14 protein-coding genes are annotated in these 21,292 nt (G+C 72.3%); 5 read left to right on the top strand and 9 right to left on the bottom strand.

Going from position 1 to position 21,292, the window contains the following annotated elements:
* Nucleotides 1-39: 39 nt before the first annotated feature.
* The 4 genes from AB0D48_RS23650 to AB0D48_RS23635 all read right to left on the bottom strand — a co-directional run bounded on the left by AB0D48_RS23650 (nucleotide 40) and on the right by AB0D48_RS23635 (nucleotide 5,754).
* Nucleotides 40-1,503, bottom strand: coding sequence for an NCS2 family permease (locus AB0D48_RS23650; protein ID WP_362400245.1), 1,464 nt, complete (start codon nucleotides 1,501-1,503; stop codon nucleotides 40-42).
* A 332-nt stretch (nucleotides 1,504-1,835) separates the two neighbouring features.
* Nucleotides 1,836-4,241, bottom strand: coding sequence for a xanthine dehydrogenase subunit D (gene pucD / locus AB0D48_RS23645; RefSeq protein WP_362400242.1), 2,406 nt, complete (start codon nucleotides 4,239-4,241; stop codon nucleotides 1,836-1,838).
* 2 nt (nucleotides 4,242-4,243) lie between these two features.
* Nucleotides 4,244-4,855: a (2Fe-2S)-binding protein gene (locus AB0D48_RS23640; protein WP_362400239.1), complete on the bottom strand. Its 612-nt coding sequence runs from the start codon at nucleotides 4,853-4,855 to the stop codon at nucleotides 4,244-4,246.
* A gap of 2 nt (nucleotides 4,856-4,857) precedes the next feature.
* Nucleotides 4,858-5,754, bottom strand: a complete 897-nt coding sequence (locus tag AB0D48_RS23635; protein ID WP_362400236.1) for a xanthine dehydrogenase family protein subunit M — start codon at nucleotides 5,752-5,754, stop codon at nucleotides 4,858-4,860.
* A 254-nt stretch (nucleotides 5,755-6,008) separates the two neighbouring features.
* Here AB0D48_RS23635 and AB0D48_RS23630 point away from each other — a divergent pair, with 254 nt between their 5' ends.
* Both AB0D48_RS23630 and AB0D48_RS23625 read left to right on the top strand, forming a co-directional pair.
* Entirely contained in the window at nucleotides 6,009-7,688 is a 1,680-nt protein-coding gene (locus tag AB0D48_RS23630; protein ID WP_362400233.1) for a PucR family transcriptional regulator ligand-binding domain-containing protein, read from the top strand.
* Between the two features lie 167 nt (nucleotides 7,689-7,855).
* Nucleotides 7,856-8,638 (top strand): hypothetical protein, encoded by a 783-nt coding sequence (locus AB0D48_RS23625; RefSeq protein WP_362400230.1) that lies wholly within the window; start codon nucleotides 7,856-7,858, stop codon nucleotides 8,636-8,638.
* A gap of 394 nt (nucleotides 8,639-9,032) precedes the next feature.
* Here the strand turns inward: AB0D48_RS23625 and AB0D48_RS23620 are convergent, their stop codons facing one another.
* Entirely contained in the window at nucleotides 9,033-9,692 is a 660-nt protein-coding gene (locus tag AB0D48_RS23620; protein ID WP_362400227.1) for a GntR family transcriptional regulator, read from the bottom strand.
* Nucleotides 9,693-9,795: 103 nt separating this feature from the next.
* Here AB0D48_RS23620 and AB0D48_RS23615 point away from each other — a divergent pair, with 103 nt between their 5' ends.
* Nucleotides 9,796-10,668, top strand: a complete 873-nt coding sequence (locus tag AB0D48_RS23615; protein ID WP_362400224.1) for a (2Fe-2S)-binding protein — start codon at nucleotides 9,796-9,798, stop codon at nucleotides 10,666-10,668.
* A 197-nt stretch (nucleotides 10,669-10,865) separates the two neighbouring features.
* Nucleotides 10,866-11,927, top strand: a complete 1,062-nt coding sequence (locus AB0D48_RS23610) for a DUF2637 domain-containing protein (RefSeq protein ID WP_362400221.1) — start codon at nucleotides 10,866-10,868, stop codon at nucleotides 11,925-11,927.
* Nucleotides 11,928-11,977: 50 nt separating this feature from the next.
* On the opposite strand, the gene AB0D48_RS23605 is transcribed toward AB0D48_RS23610, so the two are convergent.
* The 4 genes from AB0D48_RS23605 to AB0D48_RS23590 all read right to left on the bottom strand — a co-directional run bounded on the left by AB0D48_RS23605 (nucleotide 11,978) and on the right by AB0D48_RS23590 (nucleotide 20,105).
* Complete coding sequence (locus AB0D48_RS23605; protein ID WP_362400218.1) at nucleotides 11,978-12,508, bottom strand: ATP-binding protein; 531 nt, start codon at nucleotides 12,506-12,508, stop codon at nucleotides 11,978-11,980.
* Between the two features lie 31 nt (nucleotides 12,509-12,539).
* Nucleotides 12,540-14,282, bottom strand: coding sequence for a pyruvate dehydrogenase (locus AB0D48_RS23600; RefSeq protein WP_362400215.1), 1,743 nt, complete (start codon nucleotides 14,280-14,282; stop codon nucleotides 12,540-12,542).
* 90 nt (nucleotides 14,283-14,372) lie between these two features.
* Nucleotides 14,373-16,220, bottom strand: a complete 1,848-nt coding sequence (locus AB0D48_RS23595; RefSeq protein ID WP_362400212.1) for a protein phosphatase 2C domain-containing protein — start codon at nucleotides 16,218-16,220, stop codon at nucleotides 14,373-14,375.
* Nucleotides 16,221-16,322: 102 nt separating this feature from the next.
* Entirely contained in the window at nucleotides 16,323-20,105 is a 3,783-nt protein-coding gene (locus AB0D48_RS23590; protein ID WP_362400209.1) for a S8 family serine peptidase, read from the bottom strand.
* Nucleotides 20,106-20,306: 201 nt separating this feature from the next.
* On the opposite strand from AB0D48_RS23590, the gene AB0D48_RS23585 reads away from it, so the two are divergent.
* Nucleotides 20,307-21,284, top strand: a complete 978-nt coding sequence (locus AB0D48_RS23585) for a helix-turn-helix domain-containing protein (protein ID WP_362400207.1) — start codon at nucleotides 20,307-20,309, stop codon at nucleotides 21,282-21,284.
* Nucleotides 21,285-21,292: the final 8 nt, after the last annotated feature.

Below are 21,292 nucleotides of genomic sequence, written 5' to 3'. Positions count from 1 at the left end.
CGGATGAGTGGAGGGGTCAGGCGTTCTGCGCGGGCCTGCCTACTTGACGCCCATCCACGCCTCGATGGGGTGGAGGGCGTAGAAGACCAGGAAGATGCCGGTCAGCGCCCACATGAAGGCACCGATCTCCCGGGCCTTGCCCTGCGCGACCTTGATGGCCACGTAGGAGATGACACCGGCGGCGACACCAGCGGTGATCTGGTAGGTGAACGGCATGATCACGACGGTCAGGAAGACCGGGATCGAGGTCGCGCTGTCGGCCCAGTCCACGTGGCGGGCGTTCTGCATCATCATCGCGCCGATGACGACCAGGGCCGCGGAGGCGACCTCACCCGGGACGATCTGCGTGATCGGGGTGAAGAAGAGGCAGGCGGCGAAGAAGAGACCGGTGACGACGGAGGCGAGGCCTGTGCGGGCTCCCTCACCGACGCCGGTGGCGGACTCGACGAACACGGTCTGGCCGGAGCCGCCCGAGATGCCACCGATGGCGCCACCGGCGCCGTCGATGAACAGGGCCTTGGACAGGCCCGGCATGCGGCCCTTGTCGTCGGCGAGCTTGGCCTCGGTGCCGACGCCGATGATGGTGGCCATCGCGTCGAAGAAGCCGGCGAGCACGAGCGTGAAGACGATCATGCCGATCGTCATGACGCCGACGTCACCCCATCCGCCGAACTCGACCTTGCCGAAGAGCGAGAAGTCGGGCATCGAGACCGCCGAGCCGGACAGCTCCGGCGGGCCGTTCTTCCACGCCTTGGGGTCGATGTCGACGATGACGTTGAGGATGGCCGCCAGGACGGTTCCGCCGACGATGCCGATCAGGATCGCGCCGGGAACCTTGCGGGCCTGCAGCATGAAGATGGCGAGCAGGGTGACGCAGAAGAGCAGGACGGGCCAGCCGGCGAGTTCACCGACCGAACCGAGCTGGACCGGGGGGCCGAACTCGGGACCCCGGCCCACGAAGCCGGCCTTCACGAGACCGATGAGGGCGACGAACAGGCCGATGCCCATGGTGATGGCGTGCTTGAGCGCGAGGGGGATCGCGTTCATGATCATCTCTCGGAGGCCGGTGACGACCAGGAGACAGATCACGACGCCGTACATCACGCACATGCCCATGGCCTGCGGCCAGGTCATCTGGGGGGCGACCTGCGAGGCCAGCACACCGGAGACGGAGAGCCCGGCGGCCAGGGCGAGCGGCACCTTGCCGACGAAGCCCATCAGCAGCGTGGTCAGGGCCGCGGCGAACGCCGTGGCCGTGATGAGGGCCGCGGGGGCCATCGTGTTTCCGGCGACGTCCTTGCCGGAGAGGATCAGCGGGTTGAGCAGGAGGATGTACGCCATGGCCATGAAGGTCGTGATACCGCCACGAACTTCGTTGCCGACGTTGGATCCTCTGTGCGTTATGTGAAAGTACCGGTCGAGCCAAGAACGCCCGGCGGGAGTGCGAGTGCCGTCGCCGGCCTCTTCCGCGGTGGTCTTGGGCTCCACAGACGACTGGGTCATGGTGCCTAACTCCCAAGGTTCAAAGGGGCACCCGCATAAAGATTGGAGACGCGGGATTTGGGAAAATGCGTTGGCTGCACGACCCGGGGTGACGGCCCGAGGCGACGCGAAAGTTCTGCGTGTACTGCGGGTACTGCGGGGGTTACCGCTGGTATTCCGGTACTGCTGGGGTGTTGCTGGGTGCAGGGGTACTGCGGGGGGGGAAGCGAACCGCGAGCGGTGCGGCACTTCGTACTCCGGGCGGTGCGTTGCGAAGTGTGACGTTCCCATGTCGCACCACCCGGAGAGTCTGAGGGGGTCCGGGGGCCTCGCGGCCCCCGGACCATGCCGTCCTAGAGGGTGCCCGTGAGGGCTTCCGGACGGATCGGCGTCTTGTTGAGCTCCAGACCGGTCGCCTGCCGGATCGCCGCGAGGACGGCCGGGGTGGACGAGAGGGTCGGGGCCTCGCCCATACCGCGAAGGCCGTACGGCGCGTTCGGGTCGGCGAGCTCCAGGACGTCGACCGGGATGGTCGGGGTGTCCAGGATGGTCGGGATCAGGTAGTCCGTGAAGGAGGGGTTGCGCACCTTCGCGGTCTTCGGGTCCACGATGATCTCTTCCATGATCGCCACGCCGAGGCCCTGGGTGGTGCCACCCTGGATCTGGCCGACCACGGAGAGCATGTTCAGCGCCTTGCCGACGTCCTGGGCGGTCGCCAGCTCGACGACCTTGACCAGGCCGAGCTCGGTGTCCACCTCGACGACCGCGCGGTGCGCGGCGAAGGTGTACTGGACGTGGCCGTCGCCCTGGCCGGTCTTCAGGTCGAAGGCGACGGTCGGCCGGTGCCGGAACTCCAGCTCCAGGTCGATCGCGTCCTCGCCCTCCAGGATGTCGGCGATGTCCGCGAGGACCTCGCCGCCGTCGGTGACGACCTTGCCGCCTTCGAGCAGCAGCTCGGCGGTGGCCCACGCCGGGTGGTAGGAGCCGTTCTTGCGGCGCCCGATCTCCAGGACGGCCTCGCGCACGGCCTCACAGGTGTTCTTCACGGCGCCACCGGTCATGTACGTCTGCCGCGAGGCGGACGTGGAACCGGCGGAGCCGACCTGCGTGTCGGCCGGGTGGATGGTCACCTGCGTGACACCCAGCTCGGTACGGGCGATCTGCGCGTGGACGGTGACACCGCCCTGACCGACCTCCGCCATGGCCGTGTGGACCATCGCGACGGGCTCGCCGTTGATGACCTCGAGGCGCACGCGGGCGGTCGAGTAGTCGTCGAAGCCCTCGGAGAAGCCGACGTTCTTGATGCCGACCGCGTAGCCGACGCCGCGGACGACGCCCTCGCCGTGGGTGGTGTTGGACAGACCGCCGGGCAGCGCGCGGACGTCCGCACCCTCGCCGGCGCTCTCCCACTGGCGCTCCGGCGGCAGCGGGCGGGACTTGACCCGGCGCAGCAGCTCCGCGACCGGGGCCGGGGAGTCCACGACCTGGCCGGTGGGCATGATCGTGCCCATCTCCATGGCGTTCAGCTGGCGGAACTCGACCGGGTCCATGCCCAGCTTCGCCGCGAGCTTGTCCATCTGGGCCTCGTACGCGAAGCAGGCCTGGACGGCGCCGAAGCCGCGCATCGCGCCGCAGGGCGGGTTGTTCGTGTAGAGCGCGATCGCCTCGATGTCGACGTCGTCGATGACGTACGGGCCGACGGAGAGGGACGAGGCGTTGCCGACGACGGCCGGGGAGGCCGAGGCGTAGGCGCCGCCGTCGAGGACGATCTTGCACTTCATGTGCGTGAGCTTGCCGTCCTTGGTGGCGCCGTGCTCGTAGTAGAGCTTCGCCGGGTGACGGTGCACGTGGCCGAAGAAGGACTCGAACCGGTTGTAGACGATCTTGACCGGCTTGTTCGTGGCCAGGGCCAGGAGGCACGCGTGGATCTGCATCGAGATGTCCTCGCGACCACCGAAGGCACCGCCGACGCCGGACAGCGTCATGCGCACCTTCTCCTCGGGGAGACCGAGGACGGGGGCGATCTGCCTGAGGTCCGAGTGCAGCCACTGCGTGGCGACGTAGAGGTCGACACCGCCGTCCTCGGAGGGCACGGCCAGGCCGGACTCCGGGCCGAGGAAGGCCTGGTCCTGCATGCCGAAGGTGTACTCGCCCTCGACGATGACGTCGGCGCGCTTGCGGGCCTCTTCCACGTTGCCGCGGATGATCGGCTGGCGGTGCACGATGTTCGGGTGCGGGACGTGACCGGAGTGGTGGTCGTCGCGACCCTCGTGGATCAGCGGCGCGTCCTGGGCGAGGGCGGAGGCCTCGTCCGTGACGACCGGCAGCTCCCGGTAGTCGATCTTGATCTTGGCGGCCGCGCGGCGGGCGGTCTCCGGGTGGTCGGCGGCCACGAGGGCGACCGGCTCACCGTGGTGGCGTACCCGGCCGTTGGCGAGAACCGGGGTGTCCTGGATCTCCAGGCCGTAGTTCTTCATCTGGGCCGGCAGGTCGTCGTACGTCAGCACCGAGTACACGCCGGGCATCGCGAGAGCCTCGGAGATGTCGATGGAGACGATCTCGGCGTGGGCGACGGTGCTGCGCAGGGTCTGGCCCCACAGCATGTCCTCGTGCCACATGTCCGAGGAGTACGCGAACTCACCGGTGACCTTGAGGGTGCCGTCCGGGCGGAGCGTGGACTCGCCGATGCCGCCCTTGTTGTGCTTCTGCGTGACGTTGGTCGGCTTGCCCGCCGGAACCGTGCGCGTGTTCTGGGCCATGGTCAGACCGCCTCTGCCTGACGGGCGGCCGCGAGGCGGACCGCGTCGAGGATCTTCTCGTAGCCCGTGCAGCGGCACAGGTTGCCGGACAGGGCCTCACGGATGTCCTGGTCGGACGGGGAGGAGTTCTCCTCCAGCAGCGCGTCGGCCTGGACCAGGAGGCCCGGGGTGCAGAAACCGCACTGGACGGCGCCGGCGTCGATGAACGCCTGCTGGATGTTGGAGAGCTCCACGCCCTCGCCGGTCTGCGAGTCACCCGCCCGCCCGTGCGCCTGCCACTGCTTGGCCGCGTCCAGGGACACGCCCTTGCCGCCGCAGCCGCCGCCGGTGCCGCAGGCACCTCCGTGGCCGTGCTCCTCGCGCTGCTTGGCGAACTCCGCCAGGCCCTCGACGGTCACGACGTCGCGACCCTCGACCTGACCGGCGGCCACCAGACACGAACACACCGGCACGCCGTCGAGACGGACGGTGCAGGAACCGCACTCGCCCTGCTCACAGGCGTTCTTCGAACCCGGCAGGCCCAGGCGCTCGCGCAGGACGTAGAGAAGGGACTCGCCCTCCCACACGTCGTCGGCTTCCTGCTGACGGCCGTTGACAGTGAAATTGACGCGCATGATTACGCAGCCCCTTCAAGCGAGCGGCCGTTGCCGGTACCGCGGTACTGCTCCCAGGTCCAGACGAGCTGGCGGCGAGCCATGATGCCAACCGCGTGACGGCGGTACTTCGCCGTGCCGCGGACGTCGTCGATCGGGTTGGCCGCGCCGGAGGCGAGGTCACCGAACTGCTTGGCGATCGACGGGGTGATGACCTTGCCGGACTCCCAGAAGCCGCCCTCTTCGAGCGCGGCGTTCAGGAACTCCTCGGCGGCCTTCGCACGGATCGGGGTCGGCGCCGCCGAACCGATGCCGGTGCGGACCGTGCGGGTCTGCGGGTGCAGTGCCAGACCGAACGCGCAGACCGCGATGACCATCGCGTTGCGGGAGCCGACCTTGGAGTACTGCTGGGGGCCGTCCGCCTTCTTGACGTGGACGGTCTTGATGAGCTCGTCGGCGGCGAGCGCGTTGCGCTTGACGCCGGTGTAGAACTCGTCGATCGGGATCAGGCGAGAGCCGCGTACGGACTCCACCTCGACCTCGGCTCCCGCCGCGAGGAGCGCGGGGTGGGAGTCACCGGCCGGCGAGGCGCAACCGAGGTTGCCGCCGACGCCGCCGCGGTTGCGGATCTGCGGGGACGCGACCGTGTGCGAGGCGAGCGCGAGTCCCGGGAGCTCCGTGCGGAGGTTTTCCATGATCTGCGTGTACGGGACGGAGGCGCCCAGACGGACCACGTCCTCGCCGACCTCCCACTCCCGCAGCAGACCGATGCGGTTCAGGTCCAGAAGGTACTCCGGCCGGCGGTGGTCGAAGTTGATCTCGACCATCACGTCGGTGCCACCCGCAATCGGCACAGCGGTGGGGAACTCGGCCTTAGCGGCGAGCGCCTCCTCCCAGCTGGCGGGGCGAAGGAAGTCCATGAGCGGCTCTCTTCTTCTTCATCGTGTCGTTCACTTCAAGCCAGGAGTCCATGGGGCCCTCGACCGGTCGTTCACGTGCTGTTAATGCGGTGTGGAGTCAGTACACAAGCCGCGCGTCCCCCGGGTGCAGTCACCGAAACCATGAAGGAGTTGGCTGGCGCCCTCCCTCGTCTTGTAGATTCGTATGAAAGGCAGGATGCAACGACCTGCCCGATTTCCAACGGCAACATTCGAGACAGATCGGCGGCGACATCATGCGGCTGCGCGCACTGCTGGAAACCGAGGCGCTGGGGCTGCGGCTGCTGGGCGGCGAGGACGAACTCGACCGGACGGTGCGCGGGGTCATGACGACCGACCTGCGCGATCCCAGCCGATACCTCTCCGGGGGCGAACTCGTCCTCACCGGCCTGGCCTGGCGGCGAAATTCAGCCGACTCAGAGCCGTTCGTACGAATCCTCGCGAGCGCCGGCGTCGCCGGGCTCGCCGCGGGCGAGGCGGAGCTGGGAGACATCCCGGATGATCTGGTATCAGCCTGTCGGCGCAACCGGCTGCCGCTGTTCGCTGTGAACGAAGACGTTGCATTCGCCACGATCACCGAGTACGTGGTGCGCCAGGTTTCCGGCGAGCGCGCGGGCGATCTTGCGGCCGTCGTCGACCGCCATCGCCGTCTGATGACCTCGGGCCCGGCGGGCGGCGGACCCGATGTGGTGCTGGATCTGCTCACCACCGACCTCGATCTCCGGGCCTGGGTGCTCTCGCCCACGGGCCGGCAGATCGCCGGGGCCGGGGAGCCGCTGACACCGGGCATCTGCTCGGCGCTGGCGAGTGAGCACCTCGCGGCGGTCCGGACAGGCCGCAGGGGGCCGCACCGGATCTCCATTCAGGGTATTACCTACTCCCTCTTCCCGATCAGGGGACACGGCCGCGGAGCCGCTGGTCCGGCCTCCCGGGACGTGCGCGAGAGCGTGCTGTCGGACTGGCTGCTGGCCGTCGAGGCGGACGCCGGTGACTGGCCCGCCGAGCGCCTGGACCTGCTGCAGGGCGTCACCCAGCTGATCGCGGTCGAGCGGGACCGGCGCGACGCGGCCCGCACGGTGCGCCGCCGCCTCGCACAGGAAGTCCTCGAGCTGGTCCAGACGGGTGCCCCGCCCGCCGAGATCGCCGCACGCCTGCGGGTGGCGGCCCCGGTGCTGCTGCCCGGACTGGGCGCCGCCCCGCACTGGCAGGTCGTCGTGGCCCGGGTCGACTGGGACGGCGGGGACATCCCCGGCGGCCCGGTGGCCCAGTCGCTGCTGGAGGAGATCCTCGTCGACCCGTCCGTCTCGGGACCGGAGCCCTCGGACCGGATCGCCGTCGCCCACGCCGCGGACGAGGCCATCGCCCTGGTCCCCCTGCCGTCGCTGTCCGGGGAGGGCGGTGAGGAGAAGGGCCCCGACTCGGCCCTGCACGCCGACGAGCTGCTCACGGCCGTCCGGGACCCCCTGCAGGCCGGTCTGGCCGACGACGGGCGCCTCACGCTCGGCGTCAGCGCGGCCGTGCACTCTGCAGAGGGGCTGCGCGGCGCGCTGGAGGAGGCCCGGCACGCCCGCCGGGTGGCGGCTGCCCGCCCGGGCCGGGTCTGCGCGGCGGGCCACCACGAGCTGGCCTCGCACGTGCTGCTGCTGCCGTTCGTGCCGGACGACGTGCGCCGCGCCTTCACGGCCCGGCTGCTGGACCCGCTGCGGGACTACGACCGGCGCCACCGGGCGGAGCTCATCCCGACGCTGGAGGCCTTCCTGGACTGCGACGGTTCCTGGACCCGCTGCGCGACGCGGCTGCACCTGCACGTCAACACGCTGCGCTACCGGGTCGGGCGAATCGAGCAGTTGACGGGACGTGACCTGTCCCGGCTGGAGGACAAGCTCGACTTCTTCCTGGCACTGCGCATGAGCTGAGAAGATCCACCTCCCCGGCCGGCGGGTCCGGCCCGGGGGGTGGCTGATGATCCGTCCGGACTTTGTGAAAAGGTTCACCCGACCCCTTGGCCGGAGCCGCCGATCCGTGCTCTCATTTCGCCCCAGGGCTCAACGATGTGCTGCTTGATTGCTTTGGGGAGGGCAATGTGGCGGATACCGCCATGTCGGGTGCGGGATCCACCGGGGGAGACGACCCCCTCCAGCGGGCGATATGGCGGCTGCGCTCGCGCGGCTGTTGGACCGACGCGGCTGCGCTGCTGACGCCGCACGTGGAGCACGCCGGAGCCGCCGTGCAGCGGACCGCGCTGCTGGTCGAGCGGTGCCTGTTCACGGGTCAGGGCTGGGCCGAGGCCGAGGACGCGCTGCGGGTCGCCGAGGCGGTGGCCCGCGACGACGACGACCGGGGCGCGGCCGCGTGCGAACGGGGTCACCTGGCGTACGCGGCCACCGTGCTCGGCGTACGCGACCGGGCCGACGAGGCCCGCTCGGCGCTGGGCCGGGCCGCGGCCCTGCTGTCCCCCGGGTCCCGGACCCGCCCGCTGCTCGACTTCCGTCGCGGCCTGGTGGCCGAGCACCTGGCGGACGCCCCGCAGTCGGCCCGTCCGGCGTACCACCGGGCCCACGCCGGAGCGGTGGCCCACGGGGACACGCTGCTGCTGTCCTTCACCTGGCGGCACCTGGCGGCGCTGGCCCTGCGGGACGGCGAGGTGGCGGAGGCGCGCAAGGGGTTCCTGGAGTCCCTGCGGATCCGGGAGGAGCTGGGCTTCCTGATCGGCACGGCCCCGGCGCTGGCCGCCCTGGCCGAGGCCGAGCCGGAACCCGAGGCGGCCCGCCTCCGCGCGGAGGCCCGCCGCCTCTTCCACCTCTTGGGCGGCATCCCCACCTGGCTGGCGGACCAACTCCAACCGGCCCCCTCGCCGGCGGCGTAACCCCCCAACCGACACGGCGCTCCGGCCCGCGCCTCAATCGCCGGCGCGGCTCAAAGACCTGGGGCTCCGCCCCGGACCCCGCGCCTCAATCGCCGGCGCGGCTCAAAGACCTGGGGCTCCGCCCCGGACCCCGCGCCTCAATCGCCGGCGAGGCTGAGATTGCCCTGCGGGCAATCCAGCCCCGCCGGGCGCACGGTTGCGCTGCGCGCACTTCTGGGCTGCCGCCAGGCAAATCCAGCCCCGCCGGCGTTTGAGGCGCTGGGGGTCCCCCCGGACGGAGTCTGGGGGAGGGGGTCCGGGGGCGGAGCCGCCGGCAGCGGCGCCGCACCTTCAAGCCCCGCCGGCGTTTGAGGCGCGGGGTCCGGGGCGGAGCCCCGGCAGCCGGGCCGCGGGGTCAGAGGGCGGCCGCGCCCGCGAAGTGTTCGCGCACGAGGGACTCCACCACCGGCAGGTCACCGGCGATCAGGGCCTCCAGCAGGGCCGCATGCTCCGCCGCATCGGCGACGAGATCCGCCCGCCGCACCCGCGGAGCACCCGGCAGGGGCCACTGCGCCCGCCGGTGGAGCTCCTCGGCCACCTGGACGAGCTGCTCGTTGCCGGCCAGCGCGAGCACCTCGCGGTGGAAGGCCCGGTCCGCCTCCGCGTACCCCGGCACGTCGCCCGCCGCCGCCGCCTCCGCCGTCGCGACGGCCGACGGCCGCAGCGCCTCCCACGTCTCCGGAGGCACCCCGCGGGCCAGCCGCAGCATCACGGGGACTTCGAGCAGGGCCCGTACCTCGGCCAGCTCGGCCAGCTCGCGCGGGGTGTGCGAGCGGACGCGGAAGCCGCGGTTCGGGAGGCATTCCACCGCCCCCTCCAGCGCCAGCTGCTGCATCGCTTCGCGTACGGGGGTCGCGGACACCCCGAAGCGCTCCCCCAGCGCCGGCCCGGAGTAGATCTCGCCCGGCACCAGCTCGCCCTCCACCAGCGCCGCCCGCAGGGCGTCGAGGATCTGCCCGCGCACCGAATGGCGTAGCACCTTCCGGGCGGTTTTCTGCGCCGGAATCGACGGCACGCGGTCCTCCTACAGGTCTCGACCTGTTCTGAGGATACGACCTGATCGCCATCGGGTAAGGTAAGGCTAACCTGTTAACGATCGCGCGATTCGGTGGTCCGTCATGACAGTCACGGCCGTACCCCCCACCCAGGACGTCACGTCCGCCCCGCCCGGCTCTGCGGTGGCGGACGCGTACGCCCGTCTGGCGGAGGCGTTCGCCGGGCTGCGGGTCACCGAACGGGCCGCGCACGAAGATCCGCCCAGCGGTGTGGGCTGGGTCGGCGCGGACGAGCTCGCGACGGGCGGACCGGCCCTGGACACCTTCCTCGCCTGGGACGGCGCCCAGGTACTGCGGGACTACGGGCGCCAGGCCCGCCCTGACGTGGTCGCGAGCTTCGGGCTGCACCGGTACGCGTGGCCGGCCTGCCTGCTGATCACGGTCCCCTGGTTCCTGCACCGGCGGGTGCCCCGGCTCCCTGCCTCCGAGGTGGCCTTCCACCGGACGCTGGGCCGGATGACCGTCCGGGTCGAAGGCTTCGCCTGCCTGCCGGACGACCCGGCTGCCGCTCTCCCGGGGGCCCGTGTCGTGCCCGACGAGGAGGCGCTGCGCGGTGAAGTGCGGGCGGCGGTGGCCGAACACCTCGGCCCCGTGCTGGAAGGTTTCGGCCCGCGCATGCGGCGCGGCCGGCGCGCCCTGTGGGGCATGGTGACCGACGAGGTCGTCGAGAGCCTCTGGTACGCAGGCCACCTGCTCGGCGAGGAGCAGCGGGCCATGGCCGAGCTGGAGGCGCTCCTGCCCGGCTCGACCGCCCCGTACACCGGGGGCGCGGGATTCCGTACCCTCACGGGCCCGGACGGCGCGGAGCTGCCCACGCGGGACCGGGCCAGCTGCTGCCTCTTCTACACGATCCGGCCGGACGACACGTGCGTCACCTGCCCCCGTACCTGCGACGCGGACCGCGTCACCCGGCTCACCGCGGCCGCCACCGCCTGAACCCACCCGCAGGGGTGACCGTAATCGAACTCAACTCAGGCCGTACGGGCGCCAGTTCGAAGAACAACACCCTATCCGGCGGGCCCCGCCCCCCGATGGCGTCCACTTGCCCCGAATCCCGCGTGTACGGCCGACCGGCTGCGCCACTATGGCGCCCGGAAGCCGCACAGCCGCAGACGCGAGGCAAGGAAATCCGCATGAGACTGACCGACATATCGCTGGACTGGCTGCTGCCCGGCAGCCTGTTGATCCTGGGCGTACTTGCGGCAGTTGCGGTACTGGCCCGGGGCAAGCGCGAGAGCGAGAAGGCCGCGGCCGAGGACAGCTGGGAGCGCAGCGAGGAGCGCCGCAGGCGCAAGGAAGCCGTCTACGGAACCGCCTCGTACGTCCTGCTCTTCTGCTGCGCGGCGGTAGCCGCCGCGCTCTCCTTCCACGGGCTGGTCGGCTTCGGCCGGCAGAACCTCAACCTCTCCGGAGGGTGGGAGTACCTGGTCCCCTTCGGGCTCGACGGCGCGGCCATGTTCTGCTCGGTGCTCGCCGTCCGCGAGGCCAGCCACGGCGACGCGGCCCTCGGCTCGCGCATGCTGGTCTGGCTGTTCGCGGGCGCGGCCGCGTGGTTCAACTGGGTGCACGCGCCGCGCGGCATGGGCCACGACGGGGCCCCGCAGTTCTTCGCCGGCATGTCGCTCTCGGCGGCCGTGCTCTTCGACCGGGCCCTCAAGCAGACCCGCCGGGCGGCGCTGCGCGAACAGGGTCTGATCCCCCGGCCGCTGCCGCAGATCCGCATGGTCCGCTGGCTGCGGGCGCCCCGGGAGACCTTCGGCGCGTGGTCGCTCATGCTGCTGGAGGGGGTGCGCACCCTCGACGAGGCCGTGGACGAGGTGCGCGAGGACAAGAAGGAGAAGGAGAACGACCGGCACCGCAGGCGGGAGCAACACCGCCTGGACCGCGCGCACATCAGGGCCTTGGGCCGGCAGAACAGGGCATTCGGGCGGGCACGCGCCCGCGAGGGCGACATGCCGGGGCTGGCCCCCGGAACGGGCTCCGCGCCGGTCGGCGCGGAGCCGGCCATACCGGAACGGGACCCCTTGCCATCCCTGCGCCGAAGGCCCTCCCTGCAGGCCGTCAACGCAACCGAGTCCCTTGAGGTGACCGGCCCCCGGACGGTGGACCTCACCGCCGAGGACGACACCCAGACGATCCCCCGGCTCGACTCACTGGAGCGCAAACTGAAGGACCTGGAGCAGCAGTTCGGCTGACCGGTCCTGCACCGGAACATCCGGTTCGTACCCCGGAGGGCTCGCCTTTCTCAGGCGAGCCCTCCGTCCAGTTCGAACCAGACGACCTTGCCGCGGCCCGGTTCCACCGCCTCCACGCCCCACGCGTCGGCGAGCGCCTGCACCAGCATCAGCCCCCTGCCGTGCGTACCGTCGTCGGCGGCCGGTACGTACTGCAGGGGCCGGCGGGAGGCGTAGTCCCGGACCTCCACCCGTAACCGGGTGGAGGCGAGGCTCGCGGACACCTCCGCGCCCTGCTCGGTGTGCACCAGGGCGTTGGTGACGAGTTCGGTGACCAGGAGTTCGGCCACCTCCGCGCTGTCGGTCCGGCACCGGTGGCGCATCAACTCCCGCAGTGCCCGCCGGATTTCGCCCACGGCCTTCAGATCCGCCCGGGGCACGCTCCGGGTGATCTCCGCCCCCTCCACCGCTCCCCCGTCCTCGACCGACGGTTCGCGCGATACGGGCCGGCCCCTCCTCCACGGCTTCCCTGTCTTCGCCCCCACCCGCACGGCGATGTCCCTCCCGCGTCCACTGCTCTCGAACAGGTCTACGGGATGCATGCCCCCCGGGCGGTTCCGCACTCCTGCGGGCTTATGGGCGCGGTACGTTGCGGAGGTTGGATCGAGCCATCTGGATCATCCGTCCCACCCCGCCGTCCAGCACGATCTTGCTGGCGGAAAGTGCGAATCCGGTCACCATCTCGGCACTGATCCTCGGCGGGATCGACAGGGCGTTGGGGTCGGTCACCACGTCCACCAAAGCGGGTCCCCGGTGCTTGAACGCGTCTTTCAAAGCCCCTGTGAGCTGCTTGGGCTTCTCCACACGGACCCCGTAGGCGCCCGCCGCGCGGGCGATGGCGGCGAAGTCGGGGTTCTTGTTCGTCGTCCCGTAGGAGGGCAGGCCGGAAACCAACATTTCCAACTCGACCATACCGAGGGATGAGTTGTTGAAGAGGACCACTTTGACGGGTAGGTCGTACTGCACCAGGGTGAGGAAATCTCCCATCAGCATTGAGAAACCGCCGTCGCCCGACAGCGACACCACTTGACGGTTCCGGTCGGTGAACTGTGCCCCGATGGCCTGCGGGAGGGCATTGGCCATGGAACCGTGACTGAAGGAGCCGATGATGCGCCGCTTTCCGTTCGGGGAAAGATAGCGCGCGGCCCACACATTGCACATGCCTGTATCGACGGTGAACACGGCGTCTTCGTCCGCGAGTTCGTCGAGCACGGAGGCAACGTACTCGGGATGGATGGGCGTGTGCTTCTCCACCTTGCGCGTGTAGGCCTTGACCACGCCCTCCAGCGCGTCCGCGTGCTTCTTCAGCATCCGGTCCAGGAAGCGGCGGTCGGTCTTGACCTTCACCCGGGTGTTCAGGGCGCGCAGGGTCTCCCGTGCGTCCCCCCAGACCGCGAGGTCCAGCTGGGAGCGGCGGCCCAGGTGTTCGGGGCGGATGTCCACCTGGACGATCTTCACGTCGTCGGGGAGGAAGGCGTTGTACGGGAAGTCCGTGCCGAGCAGGATCAGCAGGTCGCACTCGTGGGTCGCCTCGTAGGCCGCGCCGTAGCCGAGGAGCCCGCTCATGCCGACGTCGTACGGGTTGTCGTACTGGATCCATTCCTTGCCGCGCAGGGCGTGCCCGATGGGCGCTTTGACCCGGCCGGCGAACTCCATCACCTCCGCGTGCGCTCCGGCGGTGCCGCTGCCGCAGAAGAGCGTGACCTTGTCGGCTTCGTCGACGAGGCGGACCAGCTTCTCGATCTCTCCCTCACCGGGGCGTACGGAGGGCCGGGCGGTGACGAGAGCGTGCTCCACCGTCTTCTCCGGCGCGGGCTCGGCGGCGATGTCGCCGGGCAGCGCGACCACGCCGACGCCGCTGCGGCCGATGGCGTGCTGGATGGCGGTCTGGAGCACGCGGGGCATCTGCCGCGGGTTGGAGATCAGCTCGCAGTAGTGGCTGCACTCGGTGAACAGCCGGTCGGGGTGGGTCTCCTGGAAGTAGCCGAGGCCGATCTCCGAGGAGGGGATGTGGGAGGCGAGCGCGAGGACCGGGGCCATCGAGCGGTGGGCGTCGTACAGGCCGTTGATCAGGTGCAGGTTCCCCGGGCCGCAGGAGCCCGCGCAGGCGGCGAGACGCCCGGTGATCTGGGCCTCGGCGCCCGCCGCGAAGGCCGCCGTCTCCTCGTGGCGGACCTGGATCCAGTCGATGTCACCTGACCGGCGGATCGCGTCCACCACGGGGTTGAGGCTGTCGCCGACGACCCCGTACATCCTGCGGACGCCGGCGCGCACGAGGATGTCGACGAGCTGCTCTGCCACGTTCTGCTTGGCCATGGGGGAGGCACCCTTCGCGGTCTCCGGTCCGGGCGGATCCCGTCCGGTTCTCCGATGCGTGTGCCTCCCATCCAGCCATGTGTGCGCCGGTTACGCCTCCCAGACGGCGGCGGCCGTGCGGTCGTCGGCGTAGCCCTTGAGGCGGAGCTGGGTGTCCGCGAGGAATGCGGCGAGGCCGGGCGGTTCCGGGTCGGCCCAGCGCGCGGCGAGCTCGGCCACGAGGACCGCCTCCTCCCTCATCGGCTCGGCCATGCCGCCGGAGCACAGCAGCAGGGTGTCGCCCGGGCGGGCCACGGACGCGCGGAACCGGAAGCCGCCGTCCGCGGGCTCGCCGGCTTCGGCGGAGTCCGCGGGCGGGACGGTCCCGGCCACCGGTTCCAGGTCCTGCCACGCACCGGCCCGGAGCCGGAACAGCCCGCCCGCGCCCGCGCCGAAGCACACCCGGGTCCGGCATTCGGGGTCCACCGGGAGCAGCAGCCCGCGCACTCCGGCGGTGTACGCGTCCTCGGCGAGCCCCAGCTCCGCGGCGCGGGCCCGCAGCCGCCCGTACCCCCGGTCGGTGAGGCGCTGGAGGCCGGAGCGAAGGGCGTCGCGGCGCCCGGCCCGGATGTCGTAGGCGAGCCGCTCCTGGCTGCGCCCGACGGCCGCCGCGATGGTCCGGCAGAGCTCGGCGGCGGCCTCGGAGGCTCCGGGGGCGGCCCGGTCGCCGCCGGCGAGGGCCACCAGGACCAGGGCGTCGTCGCCGCCGCCGAAGCGGGCGGTGAGCAGGAAGTCCCGGCGGGCCTCGCCGCGGAAGCGGGCGGAGTCCCCGCGCAGGGAGGCGGCGCGCAGGGTGTACGTGCCGTAGCGGGCGCCCTCCAGGACGGTGTCGGGGATCAGCCCGTCGAGTGCGGCCGGGTCGGCGGGCGGGAGCGCGCCGGGCTCGGCGGCGTACGTGGGCGCGCGGTCGCCGAGGTGACGCACCTCGGCCCTCCGGTCCGGCTCCGCCGGCTCGGGTACGGGTGCGGGTCCGGGCCGCGGTGCGTCCCGGCGCCGGGCAGGCAGCCCGGGCGGCTGCACCGGCGGCACGTCCACGTCCCCGAGGACGTACCCGGTGACACCCCCGGCCCGCGGATCCTGCGGGGGCGCGGGCGGGGCGGGCGGTGCGGGCGGCTGCTGCTCAGCGGCCACCCGCGGCCCGGGAAGCAGCCCCGGCCCCGGCGGACCTCCTTCCGGGGCCGGCCCCGGGCCCGGCGGCGCAGCCGGGGGCGGCGGGACCTCCGTCGGCTCCGCCGGGGCGAACTCCCCCGGCGGGGCCACGGGTGACGGCACGGCCACATGGGCTGACCAGTCCCCCACCGGCGGAGCCGCGTCCGGCGGCCCTCCCGGCTGGGCCGAACCCCGGCCCGGCGCCCGGCCCGTGCCCGGCAGCGGGGGCTGCGGCGGCCCCGACTCCCTCGCCGGATAGGACGGCGGAGCCGCCGGGGTCGGGTCCGCCCCCGCCATAGGCGCCCCCTGCGGCGGCCCTCCCGGCTGGGCCGCATCCCGGCCCGGCGCCCGGTCCGTGCCCGGCAGCGGGGGCTGCGGTGCGGCGGACCGCAGTGGCGGAGCCGGAGGTGGGGCGGGCGGCCAGCCCGGCGGGGGTGGGGGCGGGGAACGGCGGGGGCCCGGGAGCAGCGGCTCCGCGGCGGGCGGGGCGGGGGCGGCGGGCGGCGGCGCCGGCGGGCGCCCGGGCACCGGCTCGGGCCCCGGCGGCGCCGGAACCGAGCCCGTAAACGAGCCCGGTCCTGGGCCGGACGCCGGGCCCGGGTCCGCTCCCGGCACCGGGTCCGTCGTCAGGACCGACGCCGAGCGGAAGCGGTTGTCCAGGGTGTCCCCCGGGTCGGCTTCCGGGACCGCGTCCGGGTCCTCGTAGAGCTTCTGCCACCAGTCGTCCGCGCCCGCGCCCTGCTGACTCATGCCCTCATTCTCGGCCTACCGCACGGGCGGAAAACGCCGAATGCGCGAAAAGGGTCCACCGGACCGCCGCCCGGTGGACCCCTCCGGCACTACCCGTACGGACTAGCGGACGTCGTACGCCCGAGCGACCGTCTGGGTCACGGATGCGCCGTTCGCGTCGGTCAGTTCGACCTTCAGCGAGACCGGCTTGCCCGCGGCTCCGGCGTGGTCGACGACCGCGGTCCACTTTCCGCCGCGCTCGCTCACCTTCGCCTCGGTCCAGTGCTCACCGTCGTAGGAGTACGACAGCTTCGCAGACTTCAGCGCTCCGGGCGCGTAGCCCGCGTGCCCGGTGACGCCCAGTCCGATGCTCTGGCCGTTCGCCCCCGCGACCGTCTTCATCCCGTCCAGCGGAGCCTCGTAGCGCGGGAAGAGGATCGGCAGCCCCTGCGAGTAGGCCGACGCGTCGAGCTTCGAGGTGAAACCCCAGGTCGTCCGGACGGCGGTGGACCGCTGCCAGACCCGCGCGGGCGGGCCGATCTTCTCGATGGCCTGGGTCAGTTCGTACCGGCCTTCCTCGGCCGGGATCTCGAAGACCCCGAACGGGTACCAGCTGTCGCCGATGACCTCCCCGTCGCGCTTGAGCTGGAGGCTGCCGATGTCACCGAAGCTGCCCGGCTGCGCGGAGTGGCTGCTGTCCCCCCACATCGCGGAGGCGAAGCCGATCAGGTTGCCCTGCCTCTCGGCAGCCAGGACCTCCTTGCCCGCGCTGTCACGCGGCGCGACCGGGCCGGTCACCCCGTCGTACCAACTGGCCTTGGTTTTCTGGCCCTTCGCGTAGGTGTGCTGCGCGCCGACCATGAACTCGCCCCAGGGGAAGCTGCTGGAGAGCACCTGGTCCCAGGCCGTTTCCCCGGCGGAGTAGTACTCGGTCCGCCGGCCCGGCGCCGCCACGCTCTCGAACCCGCCGAAGTACACCGCGCTGCCGATCGGCCGGTAGGCCCCGGCCAGGTCGACGAAGTCGGCCGCCACGCCCATGGAGTGGTAGGTGGACTCCACCTGGCCGAGCTCGCGGTCGCGCACCCGGTAGGTGTGGCCGCCCTTGACCTCTCCCGTCTCGGGGAAGGCGAGCGAGTAGACGTACGGGCTCTTCGCCGTGGCCTTCCAGGACAGCGTGACCCGGCCCGCCGCCAGCCTGTCAAGCAGCGCCTTGCCCTCGGCGGCCTCGATGGCCAGGGCGGGCAGTGCGCCGCCCGCGTAGCCGGTGAAGCCGACCCAGCGGCCGGGGGCCTCGCGGTAGGCGAGCAGTGCCTTGGCACCGGCGGCCTGCGCGTTCCGCGCGACCTCGTACAGCGCTCCGTCCGTGGCCTTGACCAGGACGATCGCGTCCTTGGCGGCGACCGCGGCGAGCTCCTCGGGGGTGCCGGTGCCCGCGTTCACGAGCGGCGCGTTGCCGTTCCCGTCGAGGTTGTCGCTGCCGGTGGACGCGGTGATGGGGTGCAGGACCGGACCGCCCACGGCCTTCAGCTCGGAGACGAGCGGCGCGCCCGCCCGCCAGTAGCTGCCGAACTCGAAGTCCCCGTCCTCGGCGCGGCCTTCGACGGAGGCGTAGTAGCCGCGGATGGTGCGGCCGCCCATGGCGGTGCCGGCGTGCAGCCAGGCGTCGTCCCAGCTGCGGGCGAAGGCGAGGGTGGTGCTTCGGGCTTCGGCCGGCTTGTCGGCCGCGATGGCCAGGCGCCCGGCCTTGCGGGCATCGAGTACGACGGTCGTGTCCTTCTTCACCTCGACCTGGGGGCGGCCGAGGTAGGTGAGGGAGTCGGTCAGTTCGGCCCCTTCACCCGCGTCGGGCGTGGCGACGAAGGCCGAGAGGAAGTACGCGCCCGGGCGGACCCGGTAGACCTGGTCCACGGAGCCCCCGTTGAAGCGGCGTTCGCCGGTGGCGTCGTCGGTCCCGATCACGTCCAGGGAGGACGGTCCGGCGGCCGGCTCGCCCGAGCGGTCGATCAGCTTGACCCGCAGGGTCACCGTCTCGGGCTCCACGTACAGGGAGAACGGGGTGGAGACGCGCACGCCGCTCGCCGTGGCGACGACGCGGCCGGTGACGTCCCCGTACTGGGAGCGCTCCAGTCCGGCGGCCGGGTCGAGGGCGAGCGGCACGGTGACGGTGGCGCCGGCCGGGACGGTCACCGCCCGCCGGTCGAGGCGGGCGACCTGGCTGCGGACGGCGGAGCCGTCGTTGCCGGTGACCTTCTCGACGGCGAGGTTCAGCGTGACCGGGCTCTTGCCCGTGTTGGTGTACGGGACCTCGACCGTCGTGCGGTCGCTGCGGTCCTGCGGCCAGTTGTACGTGCCGCCCTGCACGGCGGGCGCGCCGGTGACGGGGGTGCCGATGGCGGCCCGTACGTCGAGGCGGCCGCCTCCGGTCTCCCGTACGTCCCCGGGGACGCCCGTGTCGGCCGAGCCGACGAGAGCGGCCTTGACCTGCTGGGACGTCCATTCGGGGTGGCGTTGCTTGACTATGGCGGCGGCGCCCGCGACGTGCGGGGTGGCCATCGAGGTGCCGGACATGGACTGGTACGCGTACACCCCGCGCCCGCCCGCCGCGGCGGCCGAGATCCCGACGCCGGGGGCCGCGATCTCGGGCTTCAGGGTGTGCCGGAGCCCGGCCGGGCCGCGGCTGGAGAATGAAGCCGTCTTGTCGTCGCGGTCGACGGCGCCCACCGTCAGCACACTGGCCGCGCAGCCGGGCGAGGAGACCGTGTTGTTGCCGGGGCCGGAGTTTCCGGCGGCGATGACGAACAGCGGGCCCTGCTGGGACAGCCGTTCGGCGGCCGCGGCGAGGGGGTCGTCGCAGGCGGTCTGCGAGGGGTCGCCGAGGCTCATGGACACCACGTCGGCCTTGGACTCGACGGCCCACTCCATGCCGGCGATGATCCACGAGTCGAGGCCGTAGCCCGCATCGCCCAGGACCTTGCCGCTGAGCAGTTCGGCGCCGGGGGCCACGCCCTTCTTGGCGCCGCCGCTCTCGGCTCCGGAGCCGCCGACGGTGGAGATGGTGTGGGTGCCGTGACCCTGCCGGTCGGCGTCGGTGTCCGAGTCGGTGAAGTTCTTCGACGCGGAGACGCGGCCCTTGAGGTCGGGGTGCTCCAGGTCGGTGCCGGTGTCGAGGACGGCGACCTTGGTGCCCTTGCCGTCGTATCCGGCGGCCCAGGCGGCGGTGGCGTTCACCTGCTTGGTGGAGCGCTCCAGGTTCGCCCGGACCTTGCCGTCCAGCCACAGCTTCTTCAGCCCGCCGGAGCCGGAGCGCGTGCGGGCGTCCGTACCGGTGGCGTCGGCGGTGACGTCGGCCCAGAAGGCGGCGGCCTGGGCTTTGTCAGCGGCGAGGGCGACTCCGCCGATGGAGCCGAGGACGAGGGAGCGGTCGGCGCCGCGGGGCACGGGAGGGGCGCTGCGCGCCACGTTCACGGAGCCGTCGTAGACGGCGATGAGCGGGAGCTTCTTGGCGTGCGCGTCGTCGTAGCCCTGCCGGACGAGTCCGGTGACGTTGAAGAGTTCGTGGTCGGCCTTGCCCGCGGCGAGCGCCTTGACCGCGCTCTCGGGGTAGACGTACAGCTCCTCGCCGGACCGGCGGGTCTGTACGACCGGCTGCGAGCCGTCCTCCCGCGGCATGGCGGTGGCGGCGGTCCGGCCGGCCGCGTCGGTGGAGACCGCGATCCGGTCGCCGGTGACGAGGGTCACCGTGACGGGGGCGGTGGGCTGTCTTCCGGCCGCCTCACTCCCCACGAGTGGTCGCTTTCCCGCTCCGGACGCTCCGTCGCTCGGCTGTGCCGTCGACGGGCCGACGGCGGTGACAGCCAGGACGGCCGCGGTGGCCGCCCCTAGTGCCGTACGCGATATCGGGCGCATCGCTCTCCCCAGGTGAATTCCGGCCAACTGCTGCATTGCACGGCAAAGCTGCCGCGTAAATGGCTTCTGGCCAGCGGATGTTGGTGCTGCGGTGGCGTCACCTTGGCAGAGTGGCGGGGGGTGCGGCGATGATGTGCGCGGCGGGTTCGCGCCGTGGCCGCTTCCCGCCAGGCGGCGTGTGCTGAGAGGTGGGTGGACGGGTTGCTGGGTGCGATAGGCCTGGACGAGGGCCAGGAGTCGGCGTACCGCGCGCTGGTGGCGCTGGGGGCGGCGGAGGTGCCCGACCTCGCGCACCGGCTGACCCTGCCCGTGCCGCAGACCGAACGGGCGCTGCGGCACCTGGAGCGACACGGCCTGGCCGCCCAGTCGTCGGCGCGCCCGGGGCGCTGGGTTGCGGCGCCGCCCGGGGTCGCGCTGGGGGCGCTGCTCACCCAGCAGCGGCACGAGCTGGAGCAGGCGGAGCTGGCAGCCGCGCTGCTGGCGGAGGAGTTCCGGGCGGAGGCGGCCGAGCCCGCCGTGCACGACCTCGTGGAGGTGGTGCAGGGCGCGAGCGCCGTGGCGCACCGCTTCCACCAGCTCCAGCTGGGCGCGGAGAAGGAGGTGTGCGCGCTGGTCACCGGCCGCCCGCAGGTGGTGACCGGCACCGACAACGAGGCGGAGGACCGGGCCTCCGTACGCGGTGTCGACTACCGGGTGGTGATCGAGCGGGAGGTGCTGAGCGCGCCGAGCGGCATCCGGGAGGCGTCGACGGCGCTGGCCCGGGGCGAACGGGTCCGGGTGACGGGGGAGGTCCCGACGAAACTGGTGATCGCAGACCGGACCCTCGCCATGGTCCCGCTGACGGCGCGCGGGGCGGAGCCGGCGGCGCTGGTGGTCCACGCGTCGGGGCTGCTGGAGTCCCTGATGGGACTGTTCGAGGCAGTGTGGCGGGAGGCGCTGCCGCTGCGGCTGGGCGCGTCGGGCTCGCCCGAGGAGTCCGACGGCGGTCCGGACGCCACGGACCTGGAGATCCTGACCCTGCTGCTGGCGGGGATGACGGACGCGAGCGTGGCGAAGCACCTGGAACTGGGCCTGCGGACGGTGCAGCGGCGGGTGAAGGGCCTGATGGAGCTGTCGGGGGTCACGACGCGGCTCCAGCTGGGCTGGCACGCGTACGAGCGGGGCTGGGTGGCCCGGTAGCCCCTGAT

The sequence above is a fragment of the Streptomyces sp. NPDC048269 genome, assembly GCF_040652395.1.
Classification (GTDB): domain Bacteria; phylum Actinomycetota; class Actinomycetes; order Streptomycetales; family Streptomycetaceae; genus Streptomyces.
The sequence above is the reverse complement of the archived record's forward strand: the minus strand, read 5'-3'. Positions and strand labels throughout refer to the sequence as shown.

What these genes read in the sequence shown, in the direction of transcription:
- AB0D48_RS23650 (WP_362400245.1), bottom strand. Translation starts at nt 1,503, where the DNA reads ATGACCCAGTCGTCTGTGGAGCCCAAGACCACCGCGGAAGAGGCCGGC.
- pucD (WP_362400242.1), bottom strand. Translation starts at nt 4,241, where the DNA reads ATGGCCCAGAACACGCGCACGGTTCCGGCGGGCAAGCCGACCAACGTC.
- AB0D48_RS23640 (WP_362400239.1), bottom strand. Translation starts at nt 4,855, where the DNA reads ATGCGCGTCAATTTCACTGTCAACGGCCGTCAGCAGGAAGCCGACGAC.
- AB0D48_RS23635 (WP_362400236.1), bottom strand. Translation starts at nt 5,754, where the DNA reads ATGGACTTCCTTCGCCCCGCCAGCTGGGAGGAGGCGCTCGCCGCTAAG.
- AB0D48_RS23630 (WP_362400233.1), top strand. Translation starts at nt 6,009, where the DNA reads ATGCGGCTGCGCGCACTGCTGGAAACCGAGGCGCTGGGGCTGCGGCTG.
- AB0D48_RS23615 (WP_362400224.1), top strand. Translation starts at nt 9,796, where the DNA reads ATGACAGTCACGGCCGTACCCCCCACCCAGGACGTCACGTCCGCCCCG.
- AB0D48_RS23610 (WP_362400221.1), top strand. Translation starts at nt 10,866, where the DNA reads ATGAGACTGACCGACATATCGCTGGACTGGCTGCTGCCCGGCAGCCTG.
- AB0D48_RS23605 (WP_362400218.1), bottom strand. Translation starts at nt 12,508, where the DNA reads ATGCATCCCGTAGACCTGTTCGAGAGCAGTGGACGCGGGAGGGACATC.
- AB0D48_RS23600 (WP_362400215.1), bottom strand. Translation starts at nt 14,282, where the DNA reads ATGGCCAAGCAGAACGTGGCAGAGCAGCTCGTCGACATCCTCGTGCGC.
- AB0D48_RS23595 (WP_362400212.1), bottom strand. Translation starts at nt 16,220, where the DNA reads ATGAGTCAGCAGGGCGCGGGCGCGGACGACTGGTGGCAGAAGCTCTAC.
- AB0D48_RS23590 (WP_362400209.1), bottom strand. Translation starts at nt 20,105, where the DNA reads ATGCGCCCGATATCGCGTACGGCACTAGGGGCGGCCACCGCGGCCGTC.